Source organism: Bradyrhizobium iriomotense (assembly GCF_018130765.1).
GTDB classification, from domain to species: domain Bacteria; phylum Pseudomonadota; class Alphaproteobacteria; order Rhizobiales; family Xanthobacteraceae; genus Bradyrhizobium; species Bradyrhizobium iriomotense_A.
The window spans coordinates 272557-289491 of record NZ_JAFCJZ010000008.1 but is presented as its reverse complement, the minus strand read 5'-3'; the positions used below and the strand labels follow the sequence as shown (position 1 = coordinate 289491).

Genomic DNA, 16935 nt, shown 5'->3' with positions numbered 1-16935 from the left:
TCCGGCCGCGCCTCGCAATCGGCCGGTTCGTTCCAGCCTGAGCAACCAAACCACCAATTCTTGCCCAGCCTCGACGGGTCAAATTAATTTAGCAAAATCAGAAATCGTGGGTCCGCCTCGCAAGCCCTTGATCCGGCAGAGGCCGGCTACTGTGCATGGGGTTGTTTTCGCACTTTTTTGTTGAGACCACTTCTTACGTGCCGCGCGGCGGAATTGTCCGGCACCGCGCCCGTGAAACGCGATTGCGAAATCCGGTGTGGCCGCTCATCATGGTCTTCGCCTGCGCCGCACCAACAAACATGCACAAGCGGCGCGCGAGGCCTGGGAGAGAACGAATGCAACGAACGGCTCGCCTGCTGGCGCTCATCGCCGGACTATGCGCCGCTGCGCTGACGACCGAGGTGCTCGCGCAGAAATATCCGTCGCGGCCGGTGAAGATCATGGTCGGCTTCAGCGCGGGCGGCCCCGTCGATGTCGTCGCGCGCATCATCGGCGATCGGCTCGGCAACAAGCTCGGGCAGCCCTTCGTGGTGGAGAACCGCGCCGGCGCCAACGGCATGATCGCCGCCGAAGGTGTCGCACGTGCCGATGCGGACGGCTACACCATGCTCGCCTGCAACTCCTCCACCATCACGCTGAACAAGACGCTGTTCAAAGACATCCGCTACGATCCGGAAAAAGACTTCGCCCCGCTGACCACCGTCGTGTCGGCGCCGCTGGTGCTGGTGGTCAATCCGGAGAATCCCAAGACCGCCGACATCAAGACCGTCGCCGATCTCGTCGCGGCGGCGAAGGCGGCACCCGGCGCGCTCGCCTATGGCTCGGGCGGCAACGGCAACCTCGCGCATCTCGCCATGGAGCTGCTCGCCCAGAAGGCCGGCATCAAGCTGATCCACGTGCCCTATCGCGGCGGCGCGGCGTCCGAGGTCGGCATCCTCGCGCAGGAGGTTTTGGCGGTGTTCGATCCGCTCTCCGCGGTGCCGCTTGTGAAGGCCGGCAAGCTGCGCGCGCTCGCGGTGTCCTCCGCCGAGCGGCTGCCGGCGCTGCCCGACGTGCCGACCGTCGCGGAGGCCGGCTATCCCGGCTTCGACATCTCATTCTGGGTCGGCTTCTTCATGCCGAAGGCGACGCCTGCGCCGATCCTCCAGACGCTGCACCAGGAGATCGTCACTGCTGCCAAGGATCCGGCGGTCGCGGACAAGCTCGGCTCGCAGGGCGTCGTCAGCGTGCTGAGCCCGGCCGACTACGCCGCCAAGATCGCGAAGGAGACGAAGGAGCTGGCCGAGGTCGTGGCGGCCGCGAACATCAAGGCGGAGTAGGGCAAGCTAGAGCCACAGGATCTGCTTGCGATAGCCGAGATCGTTCAGCAGCGGCGCGGCCGGTCCCTGGTGGAACACGGCGCCGCGCTCCAGCGCGAAGACGCGGTCGGCGAGCGCCAGCACGAGATCGAGATTGTGCTCGACGATCACGATCGACATGTGCTTGCGGAGCTGGTCGAACACCTTGAACAGCTCCAGCGTCACCGCCGGCGCGAGGCCCTCGAACGGCTCGTCAAGCAGCAACAGGCGGACATTGCCCGACATCGCGCGGGCGACCGCCACCATCTGCTGCTCGCCGCCGGAGAGATAGTCGGCGGCGACGTTCATGCGCTCCTTCAGGCGCGGAAAATAGTGCAGGATCTGCTCTTCGTTCCAGACCACGCCGTCGCTGCCGTCGGTCTTGCGGGCGAGGCGTCCGAGCGCGAGGTTTTCGCGCACGGTCATGCCGGCGAACAGCCCGCGGCCCTGCGGCACATAACCGACGCCGCGGCGGGCGATGTCGGGTGCGGGAAGGCTCGCGATGTCGCTGCCGCGATAGTCGATGGTACCTGATGCGGCCGGCACCAGGCCGGCGACGGTTTTCAGCAGCGTCGACTTGCCGGCGCCGTTACGGCCGAGCAGCGCAACGATCTCGCCCTCGCGCACGTCGAGCGCGGCGTCGCTCAGGATATGGCTCTTGCCGTAGAAGGTGTTGACGCGATCGAGGCGGAGCACGGTGTCGCGCGCATCGGCCGCCTCCAGGCTGCGCCGATGCTCGACTGGCGGAATTCCCTTGCCGGTGTAGATCTCCTGCACCCGCAGGTCGGCCCGCACCGCTTTGGGGCAGTCGGACATCAGCACCTCGCCCTGGTTCATCACGGTGACCACAGCTGAGAAGCCGAGCACGCGGTCGATGTCGTGCTCGACGATCAGCACGGGAATGTTGGCCGCGATGTTCTTGACGAGGTTGGAGACGCGTTCGCGCTCGGCGGCGGCGAGCCCTGCGAGCGGCTCGTCCAGCAGCAGCACCTGTGGCTTACTGCCAAGCGCGATGCCGAGATCGACCAGCCGCTGCCCGCCATAGGAGAGCTCGCCGCCTTCGATCTCCTCGATGCCCTCGAGCCCGAGGAATTTGACCAGCGCCGCGGTCTCGGCATGGATGCCTTCGTAGGCGTCGATGTCGTTCCAGATGTTGAAGCGCATCGGCCGCCGCGCCTGCAGCGACAGGCGCAAATTCTCATAGATGGTCAGTCCGCGAAACAGGTTTGTGATCTGGAACGAGCGCGCCAGTCCCTGGTGGCAGATCGCATTCGCCGGCACGCCGGCGATGTCGCGGCCCTGCAGGCGGATCGTGCCTTGATCCGGTGCATAGAGGCCGGAGACCAGATTGAACAGCGTGGTCTTGCCGGCGCCGTTCGGCCCGATCAGCGCATGGATCTCGCCGGCGGCAACGGAGATGCTGGCATTCTCGACGGCGCGGATGCCGCCGAATTTTCGCGAGACGCCGCTGACCTCGAGCACGGTGCCCTTGAGTGCTTCCGGCCGCAGGAAGTCGGGCAGCGGCAGGCCGTCATAGATCTTGCGCCGGCTCATCGCGGCTGACTCTTCCGCGGGCGGACGCAGGCGCCGCATGATCAGCGCACCGATGCCGACGAGGCCGCCGGGCGAATACATCACGAAGGCCACGAAGGTGAGGCCGAACCAGAACAGCCAGTCCGACGTCCAGATCGAGAACAGCTCTCTGAACAGGATGAAGAACAGTGCGCCGAGCGCGGGCCCTAGCAGGCTGCGCATGCCGCCGATGACGACCATGGCGAGCAGCTCGCCGGCGAACGGCACCGAGACCGCTTCGGCCGAAACCAGATAGTTCAGGAAGCCGATCAGCGCGCCGGCAAGCCCGGTGACGACGGCCGAGATCACGAACACCGCGAGCTTGTAGCGCTCGACCGGGTAGCCCTGAAAGCTCGCGCGCAGCTGGTTCTCGCGGATCGCGACCAGCACATGCCCAAACGGCGAGCGCACCAGGCGCATCAGCATGTACAGCACGGCGAGCCCGATCACGGCGACGACGATGTAGTAGTTGAGCGCACTGTCGAAGCTGACGGTGCCGATGCCGCCGCGCTTCAATCCGCCGAGGCCATCTTCACCGCCGGTGAGGCTCGTCCAGCGGAATGCGGTGGTGTAGACGAGGGCCGCCAGCGCCAGCGTCAGCAGCGAGAAATAGACGCCGCGCCGGCGCAGGATCAGCATGCCGATCGCGGTGGATGCAATCGCGACCACGACCATCGATCCCAGCAGGGGCAGCCAGATCTCGCCGGGGAAGAAACGCAGCTGGATCAGGCCGGCGGCATAGGCGCCGATGCCGAACCAGGCGCTGTGACCGAACGAGACGAGGCCGGTATAGCCGATGCAGAGGTTCAGCCCCATGGTCGCGATCGCAAGGCCGACGATCCAGGTGCCGGTGTTCAGCGACAGGCCGAACGCCTTCAGCAGGAACGGCAGCGCGACGATCGCGACCGTCGCGATCAGCAGCGGCTGCAGCTTCGCGGTTGCGGAGGCGACCCTCATTCGAATTTCTCGATGCGCTCGCCGAGCAGGCCGCGCGGACGCACCAGCAGCACCAGGAACATCAGGATGTAGACCGAGGCTTCACCGGCCGCAGGCTCGAAGTGAATGGCGATGCCGCGCACCACGCCGACGAGCAGCGCCGAGATGACGACGCCCCAGAAGCTGCCGAGCCCTCCGATCACGACGACGACGAAGGCGATGGTCATGATGTCGGCACCCATCGCCGGGTGCACCGTGGTGATCGGCGCGAAGAAGGCGCCGCCGAGCGCGGCCATGCCGACGCCGAGCATCACGATCGCGGTCATGTAGGGCTGGAGCCGGATGCCGAGTGCCGCGACCATGTCCGGCCGCTGGATGCCGGCGCGGACCACGCGCCCGAACGAGGTCTTCTGCAGCAGCAGCCAGACGCCGAGCAGGATCGCCGCGACCACGGCGAGGATCAAGAGGCGATAGCGCGAGAACAGGAAGTCGCCGACGATCACCGAGCCGCGAAAGCTCTGCGGGATCTCGGTCGAGACGGGCGCAGCGCCCCAGATCATGCGGATCGCCTGCTCTGCGACCATTGCGAGGCCGAAGGTCACGAGCAGGCTTAGAATCGGATCGGCTGTGTAGAAGCGGCGCAGGATGAAGCGCTCGAACAAAATGCCGAGCAGGGCGACCGCGAATGGCGAGATCACCACGGAGGCGCCGAAGCCGAGGCGCTTCGTCAGCTCGACGCAGACATAGGCACCGAGCGCATAGAAGGCACCATGGGCGAGGTTGACGATGCCGCCGACCGAGAAGATCAGCGACAGCCCGAGCGCGATGAGGAGGTAATAGCCGCCGAGCACGAGGCCATTCACCACCTGTTCCAGCAAGAACTCGAACTGCATGTTGCGTCCATCGCTTTGATGAAGAACGGCGCCGGCAGGGCCGGCGCCGTGGACGTCTATCGGCCGGGCCCGTTGCGTCAGGCCTTCATCTCGCAGGGATTCTGCTCCCTGGTCGGATAGATCGTCTCGAGCGGATCGTTTGCCGCCGGCACCGCATCACCCAGCACCAGCATGTCCCACTGGTCCTTCATCTGGTCCTTCGGCTTGACGGTGAACGGATAGGCCTCCTGCACCAGCTGGTGATCCCAGCCGCGGAAATAGGCTTTGCGCGCCTTGCCGATGTCGAACTGCGACTGCTTCTCGAAATAGGCGATCAGCTCGCTGCTGTCGGTCGACTTCGTGGTGTTGATCGCCTCCGCCAGGAGCTTCAGCGTGACGTAGTCGATCCAGGCATGGTTCTCCGGCGGCTTGCCGTATTTCTTGCTGAACGCGGCGACGAAGGCCTTCGAGGCGGGATTGTCCAGCGTGTGATACCAGACCGTCGGCCAGGTGCCGCTGAGATTGCCCGCACCCGCAGCCCAGGCATCCCCGGTGTTGAGATTGAAGCCGACCAGAGGATAGGGCAGGCCGAACTCGGCATATTGCTTGACGAGATTGGTCACCTGGTTGCCGGCGAGGTTGCAGCAGACCACGTCGGGTTTCGCTTGTCGCACCTTCAGCAGATACGGGCTGAAATCAGTGGCGTCGGTCGCGATCAGTTCGTCGCCGATCAGGTTGGCATCGTGCGTGCCGAAGAAGGCTTTCGCGGCCTTCAAGAGGTCATGGCCAAAAATGTAGTCGGCGGTCAGCGTGAAGAACTTCTTGCCCTTCACCATGCCCTTTTGCGACAGCGCGGTGCCGACCGCGTTGACCATCACCGTGTTCGGGATGTCGCAGTGGAACGAGTACTTGTTGCAGTTCTTGCCGCGCAGCGCGTCCGAGCGCGCGCCGGTCGAGAAGAACACTTTCTTGTTGCGCTCGGCGACCTGCATGATGGTGAGCGAGGACGCGGATGAAATTTCGCCGAGCAGCACCACCGCGCCGTCCTGCTCCAGCATGCGCTGCGCCTTGGTCGCGGCGGTCGCCGGGTTGATCGAGTCCTCCGAGAGCAGATCGATTGGCTTGCCCAGGATGCCGCCAGAGGCGTTGATCTCTTCCGCCGCGAGCTTCACCCCGAGCTGTGCGTAGCTGCCGATCACGCCGAGGAAGCCGGTGAGCGGCGTCAGATGGCCGATCCGGATCTTCTCGGCCTGCGCCCTCACGATTGCTGGAAATCCCAGTGCCGACGCGCCAACGAAGGCGGCGCCCGCACGTAACAACGTCCGTCGCGGGTAGCGGATCATGTCTGTCTCCTCCCGGGTGCATCGTGCCTCTCTTCAAAACCGGGCATCCGATAATGTGAGAGATATTCTTTTAATGCTGGAGGATAATCCCGAACGCCATTGCCGGTGTCAACCGGCAAAATCGCCGCTTGCGCGCGGGTATCAGACTTTTTGAGCGAACGCCTTGTGCGCCCGATCCTTGGCGCCGAACTCGACCGACAGTCGGTCGGCGGCGGCCTGCACGACCTGCGCGCCGGCGTGCAGCGCCTGGTTGGAGAGGCGCCAGATCGGGCCGGAAATGCCGAGCGCGCCGATCACCTGTCCGGTGAAGTCGGTGACCGGAACGGCGACGCAGCGCACCTCCGGATTGAACTCGCCGTCGTCGAAGGCGACGCCGGTGCGCTGCACTTCCGCGATCTCGCGCATGAGGACGCCGGCATCGGTGATGGATTTTGGCGTCGACGGCTTCAGCTCCGCATGATCGAGGAATCGCTTCAGCTGTTCGGGGCGAAGCGAGGCCAGGATGATCTTGCCGAGCGCGGTACAGTGCGCGGGGCGCACCACGCCGACGCGGTCGGTCAGCTGGAACGCGCCGGGGCCGCTGGTGCGGGCGATGACGACGACGGCATCTCCCATCCGCACGGCAAAATGGCTGCTTTCACCGGTCTGGCGCGACAGCTCCTCCAGCACAGGTGTCGCGACATTGACCATCTCGATCTCGTCGAGCGCGGACGCCGCGAGCGCAAACAGCGGGCGGCCGATACGGTAGCGCTTGTTGTCCTTTTCCTGGCGCAGATAACCGAGCGAGACCAGCGTCTTTGCCAGATGAAAGGTCGTGGAGTTGTGCAAGGCCACCAGCTTGCTGAGTTCTGCTAGGCCAATGCCCTCGCGATGCCGCGCGACCTCTTCGAGGATCGAGAAGGCGCGGCCGAGCGATTGCACGCCGCCGCCGCGCTGCTTGTCGTCAGCCTCGACGTCGCCATCGGCGCTGGCAGCGGGGACCAGCTTGGCAATCGCAGCCTTGCGCGGGCTTGCAGGCTTCTCGGTCGTGGGCTTGGTGCGCGATTTCAAGGACAAGGCCCCCTTCTCGTGAATCGTCGTGACTCCGTTGTTGCGACACTAGCACGCAACCGGCGCGACCGTCGGTGCGGAGCTCGGCGTTTCCTCCGGGGTGTAGACTATCACAATATAAATTGACGTATAGCATTATGAGAAATAGGCTCCCGCGGCCCTGTGATGACCGGCCGCGTTCCCCGCATCGGTGCAGAAGACGTCGTCGGGCCGAGAGGGAGACGGGTTGATGTCGAAAAACATGCTCAACGGCGCCCAGGTCATTGTCGATTACTTGATCCAGGAGAAGGTGCCGCAGGTGTTCGGGCTGTGCGGCCACGGCAACATCCAGTTCATCGACGCACTGTACGAGCGCTCGTCCGAGATCAAGACCATCTCCGTGCACCACGAGAGCGTCGCCGGCTTCATGGCCGACGTCTATTACCGCGTCTCCGGCAGGCCGACGGCGACCTTCACCTCGTGCGGGCCGGGCTCCGCCAACCTGCCGATCTCGCTCGCCAACGCCTTCCTCGATTCCGTGCCGTTCATGGCGATCACCGGCAACGTGCCGACCAGCCAGTTCAACCGTGGCGCCTTCCAGGAGATGTACCGGCACCACCAGGCCGACTTTCCTTCCACCGTGAAGACGATCTGCAAGAAGGTGTTTCAGCCGACGCGCGGCGAGATGGTGCCGCTTGCCGTGCGGCAGGCCTGGAAGACGATGGTTACGGGACGGCCCGGGCCTGTCGTGGTCGACGTGCCCTTCGACGTGTTCATGGAGTCAGCGGCCGAGGAAGCACCGAAGGCGGTCGAGTGGAACGCCAACATCTCCAGCCGCTGCGGCGCCGATCCGGAAGGAGTCGAGAAGGCGGTCGACATGCTGCTCGCGGCCGAGCGGCCGGTGATGCTGGTCGGACAGGGCGTGCGCTATGGTGGCGCGGCGGACGAGCTGCGCAAGCTCGCCGAACGGCTTCAGATCCCGGTGGCGGCGTCCGCGAGCGGTCTCGGCGCGCTCGACGTCAATCATCCGCTCGCGCTCGGTCTCGTTGCGCGCGCCGGGCACTATCAGGCCAATCACGCGACCCGTCAGGCCGATGTGCTGCTGGCGCTGGGGGTTCGCTTCGACGACCGCACCTCGAGCTCGTGGATCCCGGGCTATTCCTTCACGATCCCGCCGACCAGGCTGATCCATGTCGACATCGACCCCGAAGAGATCGGGCGTAACTATCCCGTCGCGCTTGGTTTGATGGCCGACGTCCGGACCTTCCTGCGCCAGGTGCATGCCGAGCTTGATCGCCGCGACAACCTCTTCAAGAAAGCCGACGCGCGCAAGAAATGGCTGGCGCAGATCGACGGCTATCGCAAGGAGTGGGACAAGTTCGTCGCGCCCGGCTTCTCCGACGACACCACGCCGGTCAATCCGCAGCGTGCCGCCGCCGAGATCGACAAGGCGCTGCCGGAGGATGCGATCCTCGTCTCCGACATCGGCGTGCACCACAATTGGCTGCTCGGCTTCTGCAAGCCGAAGCGGCCGGATTCGCTGATCGGCTCGATGGGCTTCGGCCCGATGGGCTTTGGCGTCGCCGGCGTGATGGGCGCGAAGTTCGCGGCGCCCGATCGGCCGTGCGTCTCGGTGTGCGGAGACGGCGCCTTCTTCATGCACGCGAACGTGCTGGGCACGGCAGTCGAATACAATCTGCCCGTGGTCTGGGTGGTCTGGAACAATTACGCCTACGCTTCGATCCGCGGGCTTCAGCGCGGCTATCTCGGCGGCCGCGAGCTTGCGACCGACTTCAAGCATCCGGAGACCGGCGAGCGCTACAATCCGGATTTCGCGGCGATGGCGCGCTCCTGCGGCGTCGAGGGCGTGCGGGTCGACCGAGCCGGCGACATCGGCGAAGCCATTCGCAAAGGCATCGCCGCGAACAAGCCTTATCTGATCGACGTCGACATCGCCGCCGACGTCAATCCGGCCGGTGCCGGCGTCTGGGAATTGCCGGGCCTCGGCCAGAGCAAGGCCGGCATCGGCACGCGCTTCCAGCCGGGCTGATCGGACGCCTTTAGATCATCAATCAAGAAAATGACGGGAGATGGGAATGACGCTCGCAGGCAAGAAGGTCGTCGTGATCGGCGGCTCCTCAGGCATCGGCCTTGCCACGGCGGAGCTGGCGAAGGGAGAGGGCGCGGATGTCGTCATCGCCTCGCGCAGTGCCGCCAAGCTCGATCCCGTCGCTGAGCGGTTGAAGGTGACGGCCATTCCCGCTGACGTCACCAGCGACCAGAGCGTAACTGACCTGTTCCGCCGCACCGGTCCCGTCGATCACGTCGTGCTGACGGCCGCGCAGCTTCGCACCGGACCGTTCAAGACCGTTGCGATGGAGGATGTGCGCGCGACGATGGAAGGAAAATTCTGGGGTGCCTGGCGGGTGGCGCGCGAGGCCGAGATCCGTCCGGGCGGCTCGCTGACGCTCGTCACCGGTTTCCTCAGCGTCCGGCCGCGGCCGAACTCGGCGATCATCAGTGCGGCCAATGGCGCGCTGGAATCGCTGGCGCGCGCGCTTGCACTCGAGCTTGCGCCGGTGCGCGTGAATGCGGTGTCGCCCGGCGTGATCGATACGCCGATCCGGGCGGCGATGCCGGAGGCGGCGCGCAAGGAGATGCTGGCGAAGACGGCGGCAGCCTTGCCGGTCGGCCGCGTCGGCGTCGCCGAAGATATCGCGCGCCAGATCGGAAGTTTCATGACCAACGGTTTCGCCACGGGATCGATCGTCTATATCGACGGCGGCGCGCTAGTGAACTAGGGAGCAGGATGATGATCGAGGACAGCAACGGCGCCTTCATCCGCAACATCGCAGAGGTACCCTGGCGCGAATTCCCCAACCATTTTGGCGGCGCGCTGTCAAAACCGCTGGTGATGCCGGAGACTGCAGGCTCGCGCCGCATCGACTACCGCATCTCGATGTACCAGCCGATGGCCTATGTCGCGCGGCATCATCACAAGGTGCAGGAGCAGGTCTATCACGTGCTCGACGGCGAGGGGCTGATGGAGATATCAGGCAAGAACCATGTCGTGCGCAAGCACGACGTGATCTTCCTGCCGCCGGGCGTCGAGCACGCGATCTCGAATTCGGGCCTGACCGATCTGGTGTTCCTGGTGGTGACATCGCCGGTGACCGACGACGAGAAGCCGGTGTGAGCTAGCCGGAAGAGCGCTCGCGCGCTGCGATGCGGATGGCGTGAGCCTTCGTGCCCTTCGCAGCGCGGGCTGCGATCATGCCGCGCCCCTTGCCATGGGCCGAGCCGTTCTTGCGGAGCAGGGACGCGAACCGCTTGCGGGCGCGGTTTGCCGAGATCCGCGCCGCCAGCTGCTCGGCCTTGCGCATCATGGTGATGACCGACGGCGTCAGGTTCACCGGAAACCCAGGCGACGTCCTTGGTCTTGGACAGGCTGCCGATGCCTTCGCATGGCGCCTCGCGCGGCAGGTCGATCCTGATCGCGAGGGCCTCCGAGCGCTCGGTCCAGTCCTCGGCCCTGGTGCCGGTGATGATGCGGACATAGTCGCGTGTCTCGCGCGGCAGCTCGCTTTCCCTGGCGAGCCATTTCTGGATGCGGCCGGGCCCTGCGTTGTAGGCGGCTGCGGCGAGACCGAGATTGCCGAAATCGTCGCGCAACTTGCGCAAAAGCCTTGCCGACGCGGGCAAGGCCTTCATGGTGTCGAAGGGATCGTCGAGTCCAACTTCGGCGGCCGTCTCCGGCATGAATTGCGCGACGCCCTGCGCGCCGGCCGCGCTGACCTCGTTGGAACGAAAGCGGCTCTCCTGCCAGAGCAGGCGCGCGAAGAACGGCACGGGAATGCCGCTGGCCTCGGCCGCCTCCCTCAACGCGTGGCAGAATTGGTCGGTTGGCGAAACCGGGATTGGTGCGGCTGCCTCGACCGCGCGCATCGGTTCGATGGTCTCCTCATATGATGCACGCGCATTGGCGAGCTCAATGGCCTGCACACTTGCGAGGAAGAGTTCGACGAGGGGAACCAGCGATGGCGCGCGATCCGCCTTGCGAGCAGCGTGGTCGAAGCTTGACGTCTGCCAGGACGGCGACGACGAGCCGATGTCGCACATCAGAATCAGGAACGCAGCGCAAGCCGCGACGAGAAATCGCATCTCGGTAAGAGTCCTCGAACTGTGGGGGAACGACCAGCGCGGTGTGCCGGTGACGAGGACTTCATTAACCGTAATTGCGGCGAAGCTGCGATTCCGCAGGACGGCAGGTGTTAGTACGGGAGTCCAATAGGGGAACATGCGCCGTCGGCCCCGCGGATCTACGGGCGCGCGGGCTGGCGTGACGCGCGAACGGTCGCGCGGCGGTTACGCCTTGGGGAAATCCTTGCGCATCGCGATCTCGGCGGCATCGCCGGGCGACAGCACGGTCTGATCGAACGCCGGCTGCGGCTTCGTCATGATGTCATAGAGCGAGATGCCCTTGATCGGCTTATCCATCAGCTCGCGGACGCAGTCGGCGAGCGTGCCGTTGTAGACGAGATAGGGCGGACCTCTGTCCTTCTGTCTCTCGCCCTTTAGCGACGGCCACTTCTTCAGTTCGGCCGGCGCATCATAGGCGATCGGCGATCCCTCTTTGAACATGCATCTGGTCCCGACGGCTTGGATTGCCGGGAATCCTAGAGCCGCCGGGTAAACGCACGTTAAAGAATTAGTTAAAATCAGCCGGCAACGAATGCGAGCAGGGTGCCGTTGGCCTTGGCCGGCGGCACGCAGATCGCCGCCCCGCTTCGTACCGCGGCCGAACCAAGCGCCTTCTCGGTCGCCGCGAGATCGCCGCTGATGAGCACCAGTGCCGCACCGCCGCGCTCGGAGAGACCTGCGAGCGGCACGCCGGGATAGCGCTTGGCCAACTGGTCCAGCGTCAGATAGACGAAGTCGGCGCGATCGCCGCCGGAGGGCACCGTCACCGCGCCGTCGGCCTCGGCCTTCGGCTCGCGGTCGATCAGCCGGCCGAGATGTGCGGCCTCTTTCGCGGGCTCGGGTGTTGCGATCAGCGTCTGCCTGATCCGCTTGGCCGCATTGGCGTGCTTCATCAATTCAGGGATCCACACGGTCTCGCGGGTCTTGTGCTGGCAGGCAAAGATGCGCACGCCGCCCGGTCCCTCGGCCGTCGGCCACATGAAGGTGCGGAATTTCGCGGCGGAGATCGTGCCATTCGGCAGGGTCACCGGCCGCTCGAAATCCGTGGGGCCGATCGGCGTCAGGCCGCGCGCACGGATCTCCTCCGCGCCGGCGGCGCTGTCGACCGCGGTGAAGGCGATGCGCTCGATGCCCTCGCCATGCCGTTCGACGAAGGCGCGGGCCGGCGCGTTCTGCTCGGTCGCCACGAGCACGCCGAGCAGCTCCATATAATCCGGGTCGAACATGATGGTGTAGTTGCCGGTGCCCATATGTGCGCTGTGCGTGCCGCGCGGGGAGATGGTGAAGCCGAGCTGGCGATAGGTCTCGGCGGCCTTGTCGAGGTCCTTCACCATGACCACGGCGTGGTCGATACCGATGACGTTTTTGAGGGCCACTGTTCTTATCCCCGGATGCAAACTGAATTGGACAGCGACCTAGGGCCGCCGCCCCTCTCTACGCCGGATAGGCGGTCAAGTCATTTTCAATTCGGTGGGAGATGCGGAATTTCATTCCGCGAAATGCGCGATCGGCGCGTGCCGGCCTCAGCGGGACTGCTCGATATAGGCTGCGAGGATGGCGCGCTCCTCGTTGGTCATCTCGGTGATGTTGCCCGGCGGCATCGCATTGGACCAGGCGGCGACACGGCCGATCAGGCGAATGTTGCGCTGGATGTGCTCGGGGGCGTCGAGCAGGATGCCCTTCGGCGCGGTGACGATGCCGGCCCAGACCGGCTCGGCCGCGTGGCACATGCTGCAGCGGGACATCACGATCTCCTCGACATTGGCGACCGTGACCGGCGTCGACAATGCGCCCGTCTTCACCTCGCGCGGGCCGGCGGCGGACAGGAAAAGGATCGCGATCACGCCGATCGCGGCCACACCCCACACCCACCACGGCGATTTGCGCCCGGCATGACCCTCGTTGAAGAAATGACGGATCACCGGCCCCAGCGCCAGGATGATCGCGACGATGATCCAGTTGAAGCGCGTGGCGTAGAGCAGGGGATAATGGTTGCTGATCATCAGCACGACCACCGGCAGGGTCAGATAGTTGTTGTGGACCGAGCGCTCCTTGCTGGTCTTGCCGAGTTTTGGATCAGGCGCCTGTCCCGCGATCAGCGCCGCCACGATCTTCTTCTGGTTCGGGATGATCAGCGTGAAGACATTGGCGACCATGATGGTGCCGATGATCGCCCCGATCTGGTTGAAGGCGCCGCGGCCGCTCAGCACATGGGTGAAGGCATAAGTGAGCGCGACCAGGAACAGGTAGCCGCCGATGGCGAAGGGCAGCTCGCGCTGGGCGAGCCCGGTGCGGCACGCGGCCTCATAGAGCAGCCACGCCAGAGCCAGGCTGAAGAAGCTGAACAGGCCGGCCTGAAATGGCGTGAGATCGAGGATCGACTTGTCGACCAGGAACAGGTCGGCCTCGAGATAATAGACGACGACCATCAGCGCGAAGCCGGACAGCCAGGTGGTGTAGGCCTCCCATTTGAACCAGGTCAGCTCGTTCGGCATCTGGCTGGGGGCGACCAGATATTTCATGATCCGGTAGAAGCCGCCGCCATGGACCTGCCAGGCCTCGCCCTGCACGCCGTCAGGCAGGTCACCTCTGGGCTTGAGACTGAGGTCGAGAGCGATGAAATAGAAGGAACTGCCGATCCAGGCGATCGCCGCCACCACATGCAGCCAGCGGAGCAGCAGGCTCGCCCATTCCGATATGATGGATCCCCACATGATCACCCCATCAGGTGCGGCATGGATGCCGCAGCTTTGATGACCGCAACCGGCGGCCGCTCCCTTGCAATGTGTTGCACCTATCCGCGGTGTTTTCCAGTACGATGGATCGTGGCTGATGCACATCGTGCGGGCATGAGCTGATGTGGGATGCGGCAGGCGATTTGCCTGTCGCGGACCATTTGCAGGTCGATCGACGTTGACGTGCGAGACATGCAGGCCGGGAGGAAGGCGAGATGAAAAGCAGGACATGGACCGCAGCACTGGCGGCGGGATTGCTGGCTGCGGCCACAAACGGCGCGCAAGCCGAGCCGGTGCTGCAGGGCAAGGACGCCTATGGCGATTGGCGGGCCGACAAGCCCGGCGCGGTCAGGGTGATCCGGCCGCAGGACCTCGCCAGGCCCAATGCGACGCCATCGGTTGCCAGCTTCTCGCGCGTGGTGCCGCGGCCGTCGCAGGCATCGCTCCAGGTGCCGGCCGGCTTCAAGATCGAGCTGTTCGCCGAAGGCTTGCGCGCGCCGCGCATCATCAGGGTCGCGCCGAACGGCGATGTCTTCGTCGCGGAAACGCGGGCCGGCACCATTCGCGTGCTGCGCACTGGGGAGGGCGGCAAGGTCGCGACCAACGAGGTGTTTGCCAGCGGCTTGAAGCAGCCATTCGGCATCGCCTTCTTTCCAAATGGCGACAATCCGCAATGGGTTTACATCGCCAACACCGACAGCGTCGTCCGTTTTCCCTATCAGGCCGGCGATCTCAAGGCGCGCGGCAAGGCGCAGACGATCGTGGCAAGCCTGCCGCATGACGGCGGCCATTCCACCCGCGACATCGTCTTCACCCCGGATGGCAAGCGCATGCTGGTCTCGGTGGGTTCGCTCAGCAATGTCGCCGAAGGCATGGGCACGCCGCCGGGCGGGATGGACGTGTGGTCGAAGACGCAGCCGCTTGGCGCAACGTGGGCGAGCGAGCTCGAGCGCGCCACGGTGCTGGCCTTCAATCCCGATGGCAAGGAGCGGAAGGTCTACGCCACCGGCATCCGCAACTGCGTCGGCCTTGCAATGCAGCCGCAGACAGGCTTGCCCTGGTGCTCGACCAACGAACGCGACGGCCTCGGCGACGACCTCGTGCCGGATTACGTGACCAGCGTGAAGGAGGGCGCGTTCTACGGCTGGCCTTGGTTCTATATCGGCAACAATGAAGACCCGCGCCATGCCGGCGCGCGGCCCGACCTCAAGGACAAGGTGACGGTGCCCGACGTGCTGATCCAGCCGCACTCGGCCTCGCTCGGCATGACGTTCTATGAGGGCACACAGTTTCCATCGGAGTACCAGGGCGACGCCTTCGCCGCCGAGCACGGCTCCTGGAACCGCTCCAAGCGCACCGGTTACAAGGTGATCCGCATCCGCATGAAGGACGGCAAGCCGACGGGCGAGTACGAGGATTTCGTCACGGGGTTTGTCGTGAGCGACACGGAGGTGTGGGGAAGGCCTGTGGGCGTGGCGGTGGCGAAGGATGGCTCGCTACTGGTGTCGGAGGATGGCAATGGCACGATCTGGCGGGTGAGCCGGCAGCCGCAGTGACGGTGTGAGCAACCGGCAACATAGGTAACAGTTCAGACCGACGACATGGGTAACACAATTCTCGTTTCGTTCAGGTCTGTTGTTGTTGTTGGGGCTGTGGACCCTGGGGGCAACGCGCAGCGTTGTCCCCAAGTCCACAGCCCTTCCGTTTTGGCTTGCGCAGTTGGTCGCTGCGATAGGCGATGGAGCCGAGCAGGACAGGACCGTAGCTGACGCTCCAGCAGCCTTCGGCCTCGGTCAGCCCAATCGGCTCGCCCGCCAAGGCAGCGTTGATGTAGACGAGCCGGCCGTTGAGCTTGATCTCTCCATTGTGACGAACCCAGCGGACCTCCTGGTCGCCGTATTCCGGGGAGCGCAGGATTCCGTCGTAGCGGCGCGGTGAAGCCTGGTAGCGATCGGCAGGCGTGGCGTTGTCCAGCGAGGACGTTCGTGATTGTAGAGCTGCTGGAACTCGCGAAGCCGCTTTAGCTGCTCGCGCATGCTGCGTGCCGGCGGGCTGGCTACATCCTGCAACAGGGTGAGATGCATGCGCTCATGGCGGCCGTTCTGCTGCGGCTTGCCCGGAGCAATGCGCTCCGGCGTCACTCCGGCTTTGATCAGGTTCACCGACAAGCTCGACAGGCCGCCCGCACCTCGCGAAGCAAAGGGAGAGCCATTGTCCGACCGCAGGAAGTTAGGCAATCCGAACTCGCGGAAGGCGGCATCGAGCACCGGCCAGACATGGTCAGTGTCGGTGCGGGGCAATGCCTGACAGCGCAGAAGATAGCGGCTGTGGGCATCGGTGATCGTCAGGGGCTCACATCGATTGCCGTCACCCGTCAGGAACCAGCCTTTGAAGTCGATGCACCAGACGTCGTTGGCGGCTTCACATGCGGCAAAGGGCGCGCTCGAAGGCGGGCTGCGCCGACGCAGCTTGCGCCTTACCGTCAGCCCTTCGCGATCAAACAGCTCTCCGATCGTGCTCGCCACTGGCCACTCGGTTTTAGGCGCAACCCGCTCCAGATAAGCTCTCACCTTCACTGGCCCCCAGGTCGGATGCGCCCGCCGGACTTCAAGACAGCGCTCCGCAATCTCCGGCGCAATCGCCTGCGGATGATGCCGTGGAGCCCGCGAGCGATCGAGCAGACCGGCCAACCCTTCTTCCTCATACCGCCCCAGCCATTTGTACCCGACCCGGCGGCTCACATTGAACCGCCGGCAGAGGGCCGCAAATGACTCCTCGCCCTTCTCAGCCGCCAACACAAAGCGCATCCGCTCGTCCATGGCACAGGTCTCCTTCCAACCCATCGGCAAGGCCCTCCTTGCCGACCAATTGACCTGTTACCCATGTCGTCGGTCTGAACTGTTACCTATGT

At 65.0% G+C, this 16935-nt stretch carries 12 protein-coding genes and 2 pseudogenes; 5 read left to right on the top strand and 9 right to left on the bottom strand.

Translation table 11 applies throughout. The annotated features are described in order from the left end of the window. The first annotated feature begins 335 nt into the window (after window positions 1-335). Complete coding sequence (locus JQ635_RS16890) at window positions 336-1319, top strand: Bug family tripartite tricarboxylate transporter substrate binding protein (RefSeq protein WP_211410962.1); 984 nt, start codon at window positions 336-338, stop codon at window positions 1317-1319. A gap of 6 nt (window positions 1320-1325) precedes the next feature. Here JQ635_RS16890 and JQ635_RS16885 read toward each other — a convergent pair whose 3' ends face one another. The 4 genes from JQ635_RS16885 to JQ635_RS16870 all read right to left on the bottom strand — a co-directional run bounded on the left by JQ635_RS16885 (window position 1326) and on the right by JQ635_RS16870 (window position 7116). Next, entirely contained in the window at window positions 1326-3866 is a 2541-nt protein-coding gene (locus tag JQ635_RS16885; RefSeq protein ID WP_211410961.1) for a branched-chain amino acid ABC transporter ATP-binding protein/permease, read from the bottom strand. After that, window positions 3863-4738, bottom strand: coding sequence for a branched-chain amino acid ABC transporter permease (locus JQ635_RS16880; RefSeq protein ID WP_211410960.1), 876 nt, complete (start codon window positions 4736-4738; stop codon window positions 3863-3865). The genes JQ635_RS16885 and JQ635_RS16880 overlap by 4 nt, the downstream gene beginning before the upstream one ends. Window positions 4739-4815: 77 nt before the next feature. Then, window positions 4816-6060, bottom strand: coding sequence for an ABC transporter substrate-binding protein (locus tag JQ635_RS16875; protein WP_211410959.1), 1245 nt, complete (start codon window positions 6058-6060; stop codon window positions 4816-4818). A 141-nt stretch (window positions 6061-6201) separates the two neighbouring features. Then, window positions 6202-7116 carry an IclR family transcriptional regulator gene (locus JQ635_RS16870; RefSeq protein WP_211410958.1) on the bottom strand — a complete coding sequence of 305 codons (915 nt, stop codon included), beginning with the start codon at window positions 7114-7116 and terminating at the stop codon, window positions 6202-6204. A 223-nt stretch (window positions 7117-7339) separates the two neighbouring features. Between JQ635_RS16870 and JQ635_RS16865 the strand changes: the two genes are divergently transcribed. Genes JQ635_RS16865 through JQ635_RS16855 form a run of 3 tightly spaced genes read left to right on the top strand, consistent with a single transcriptional unit; the run spans window position 7340 to window position 10285 of the window. Then, window positions 7340-9139 carry a thiamine pyrophosphate-binding protein gene (locus JQ635_RS16865; RefSeq protein ID WP_211410957.1) on the top strand — a complete coding sequence of 600 codons (1800 nt, stop codon included), beginning with the start codon at window positions 7340-7342 and terminating at the stop codon, window positions 9137-9139. Window positions 9140-9185: 46 nt separating this feature from the next. Beyond that, the gene (locus JQ635_RS16860; RefSeq protein ID WP_211410956.1) at window positions 9186-9890 is read left to right on the top strand and encodes an SDR family oxidoreductase; all 705 of its coding nucleotides are present in this window, start codon (window positions 9186-9188) and stop codon (window positions 9888-9890) included. Between the two features lie 11 nt (window positions 9891-9901). Then, window positions 9902-10285, top strand: a complete 384-nt coding sequence (locus JQ635_RS16855) for a cupin domain-containing protein (RefSeq protein WP_211410955.1) — start codon at window positions 9902-9904, stop codon at window positions 10283-10285. Window position 10286: 1 nt separating this feature from the next. Here JQ635_RS16855 and JQ635_RS39335 read toward each other — a convergent pair. The 4 genes and pseudogenes from JQ635_RS39335 to JQ635_RS16835 all read right to left on the bottom strand — a co-directional run bounded on the left by JQ635_RS39335 (window position 10287) and on the right by JQ635_RS16835 (window position 14003). Further along, window positions 10287-11250: pseudogene (locus tag JQ635_RS39335) on the bottom strand (lytic transglycosylase domain-containing protein). A gap of 204 nt (window positions 11251-11454) precedes the next feature. Continuing rightward, a complete protein-coding gene (locus tag JQ635_RS16845) occupies window positions 11455-11730 on the bottom strand; it encodes a hypothetical protein (RefSeq protein ID WP_211410954.1) in 276 nt (91 codons plus the stop codon). Window positions 11731-11807: 77 nt separating this feature from the next. Then, entirely contained in the window at window positions 11808-12665 is an 858-nt protein-coding gene (locus JQ635_RS16840; RefSeq protein ID WP_211410953.1) for a VOC family protein, read from the bottom strand. 147 nt (window positions 12666-12812) lie between these two features. Beyond that, on the bottom strand, window positions 12813-14003 hold the full coding sequence (locus JQ635_RS16835) for a urate hydroxylase PuuD (protein WP_211410952.1): 1191 nt from the start codon (window positions 14001-14003) through the stop codon (window positions 12813-12815). A gap of 236 nt (window positions 14004-14239) precedes the next feature. Between JQ635_RS16835 and JQ635_RS16830 the strand changes: the two genes are divergently transcribed. After that, complete coding sequence (locus JQ635_RS16830) at window positions 14240-15580, top strand: PQQ-dependent sugar dehydrogenase (RefSeq protein ID WP_211410951.1); 1341 nt, start codon at window positions 14240-14242, stop codon at window positions 15578-15580. A 70-nt stretch (window positions 15581-15650) separates the two neighbouring features. Here JQ635_RS16830 and JQ635_RS16825 read toward each other — a convergent pair. After that, a pseudogene (locus JQ635_RS16825) lies at window positions 15651-16867 on the bottom strand (helix-turn-helix domain-containing protein). Between the last annotated feature and the right edge of the window lie 68 nt (window positions 16868-16935).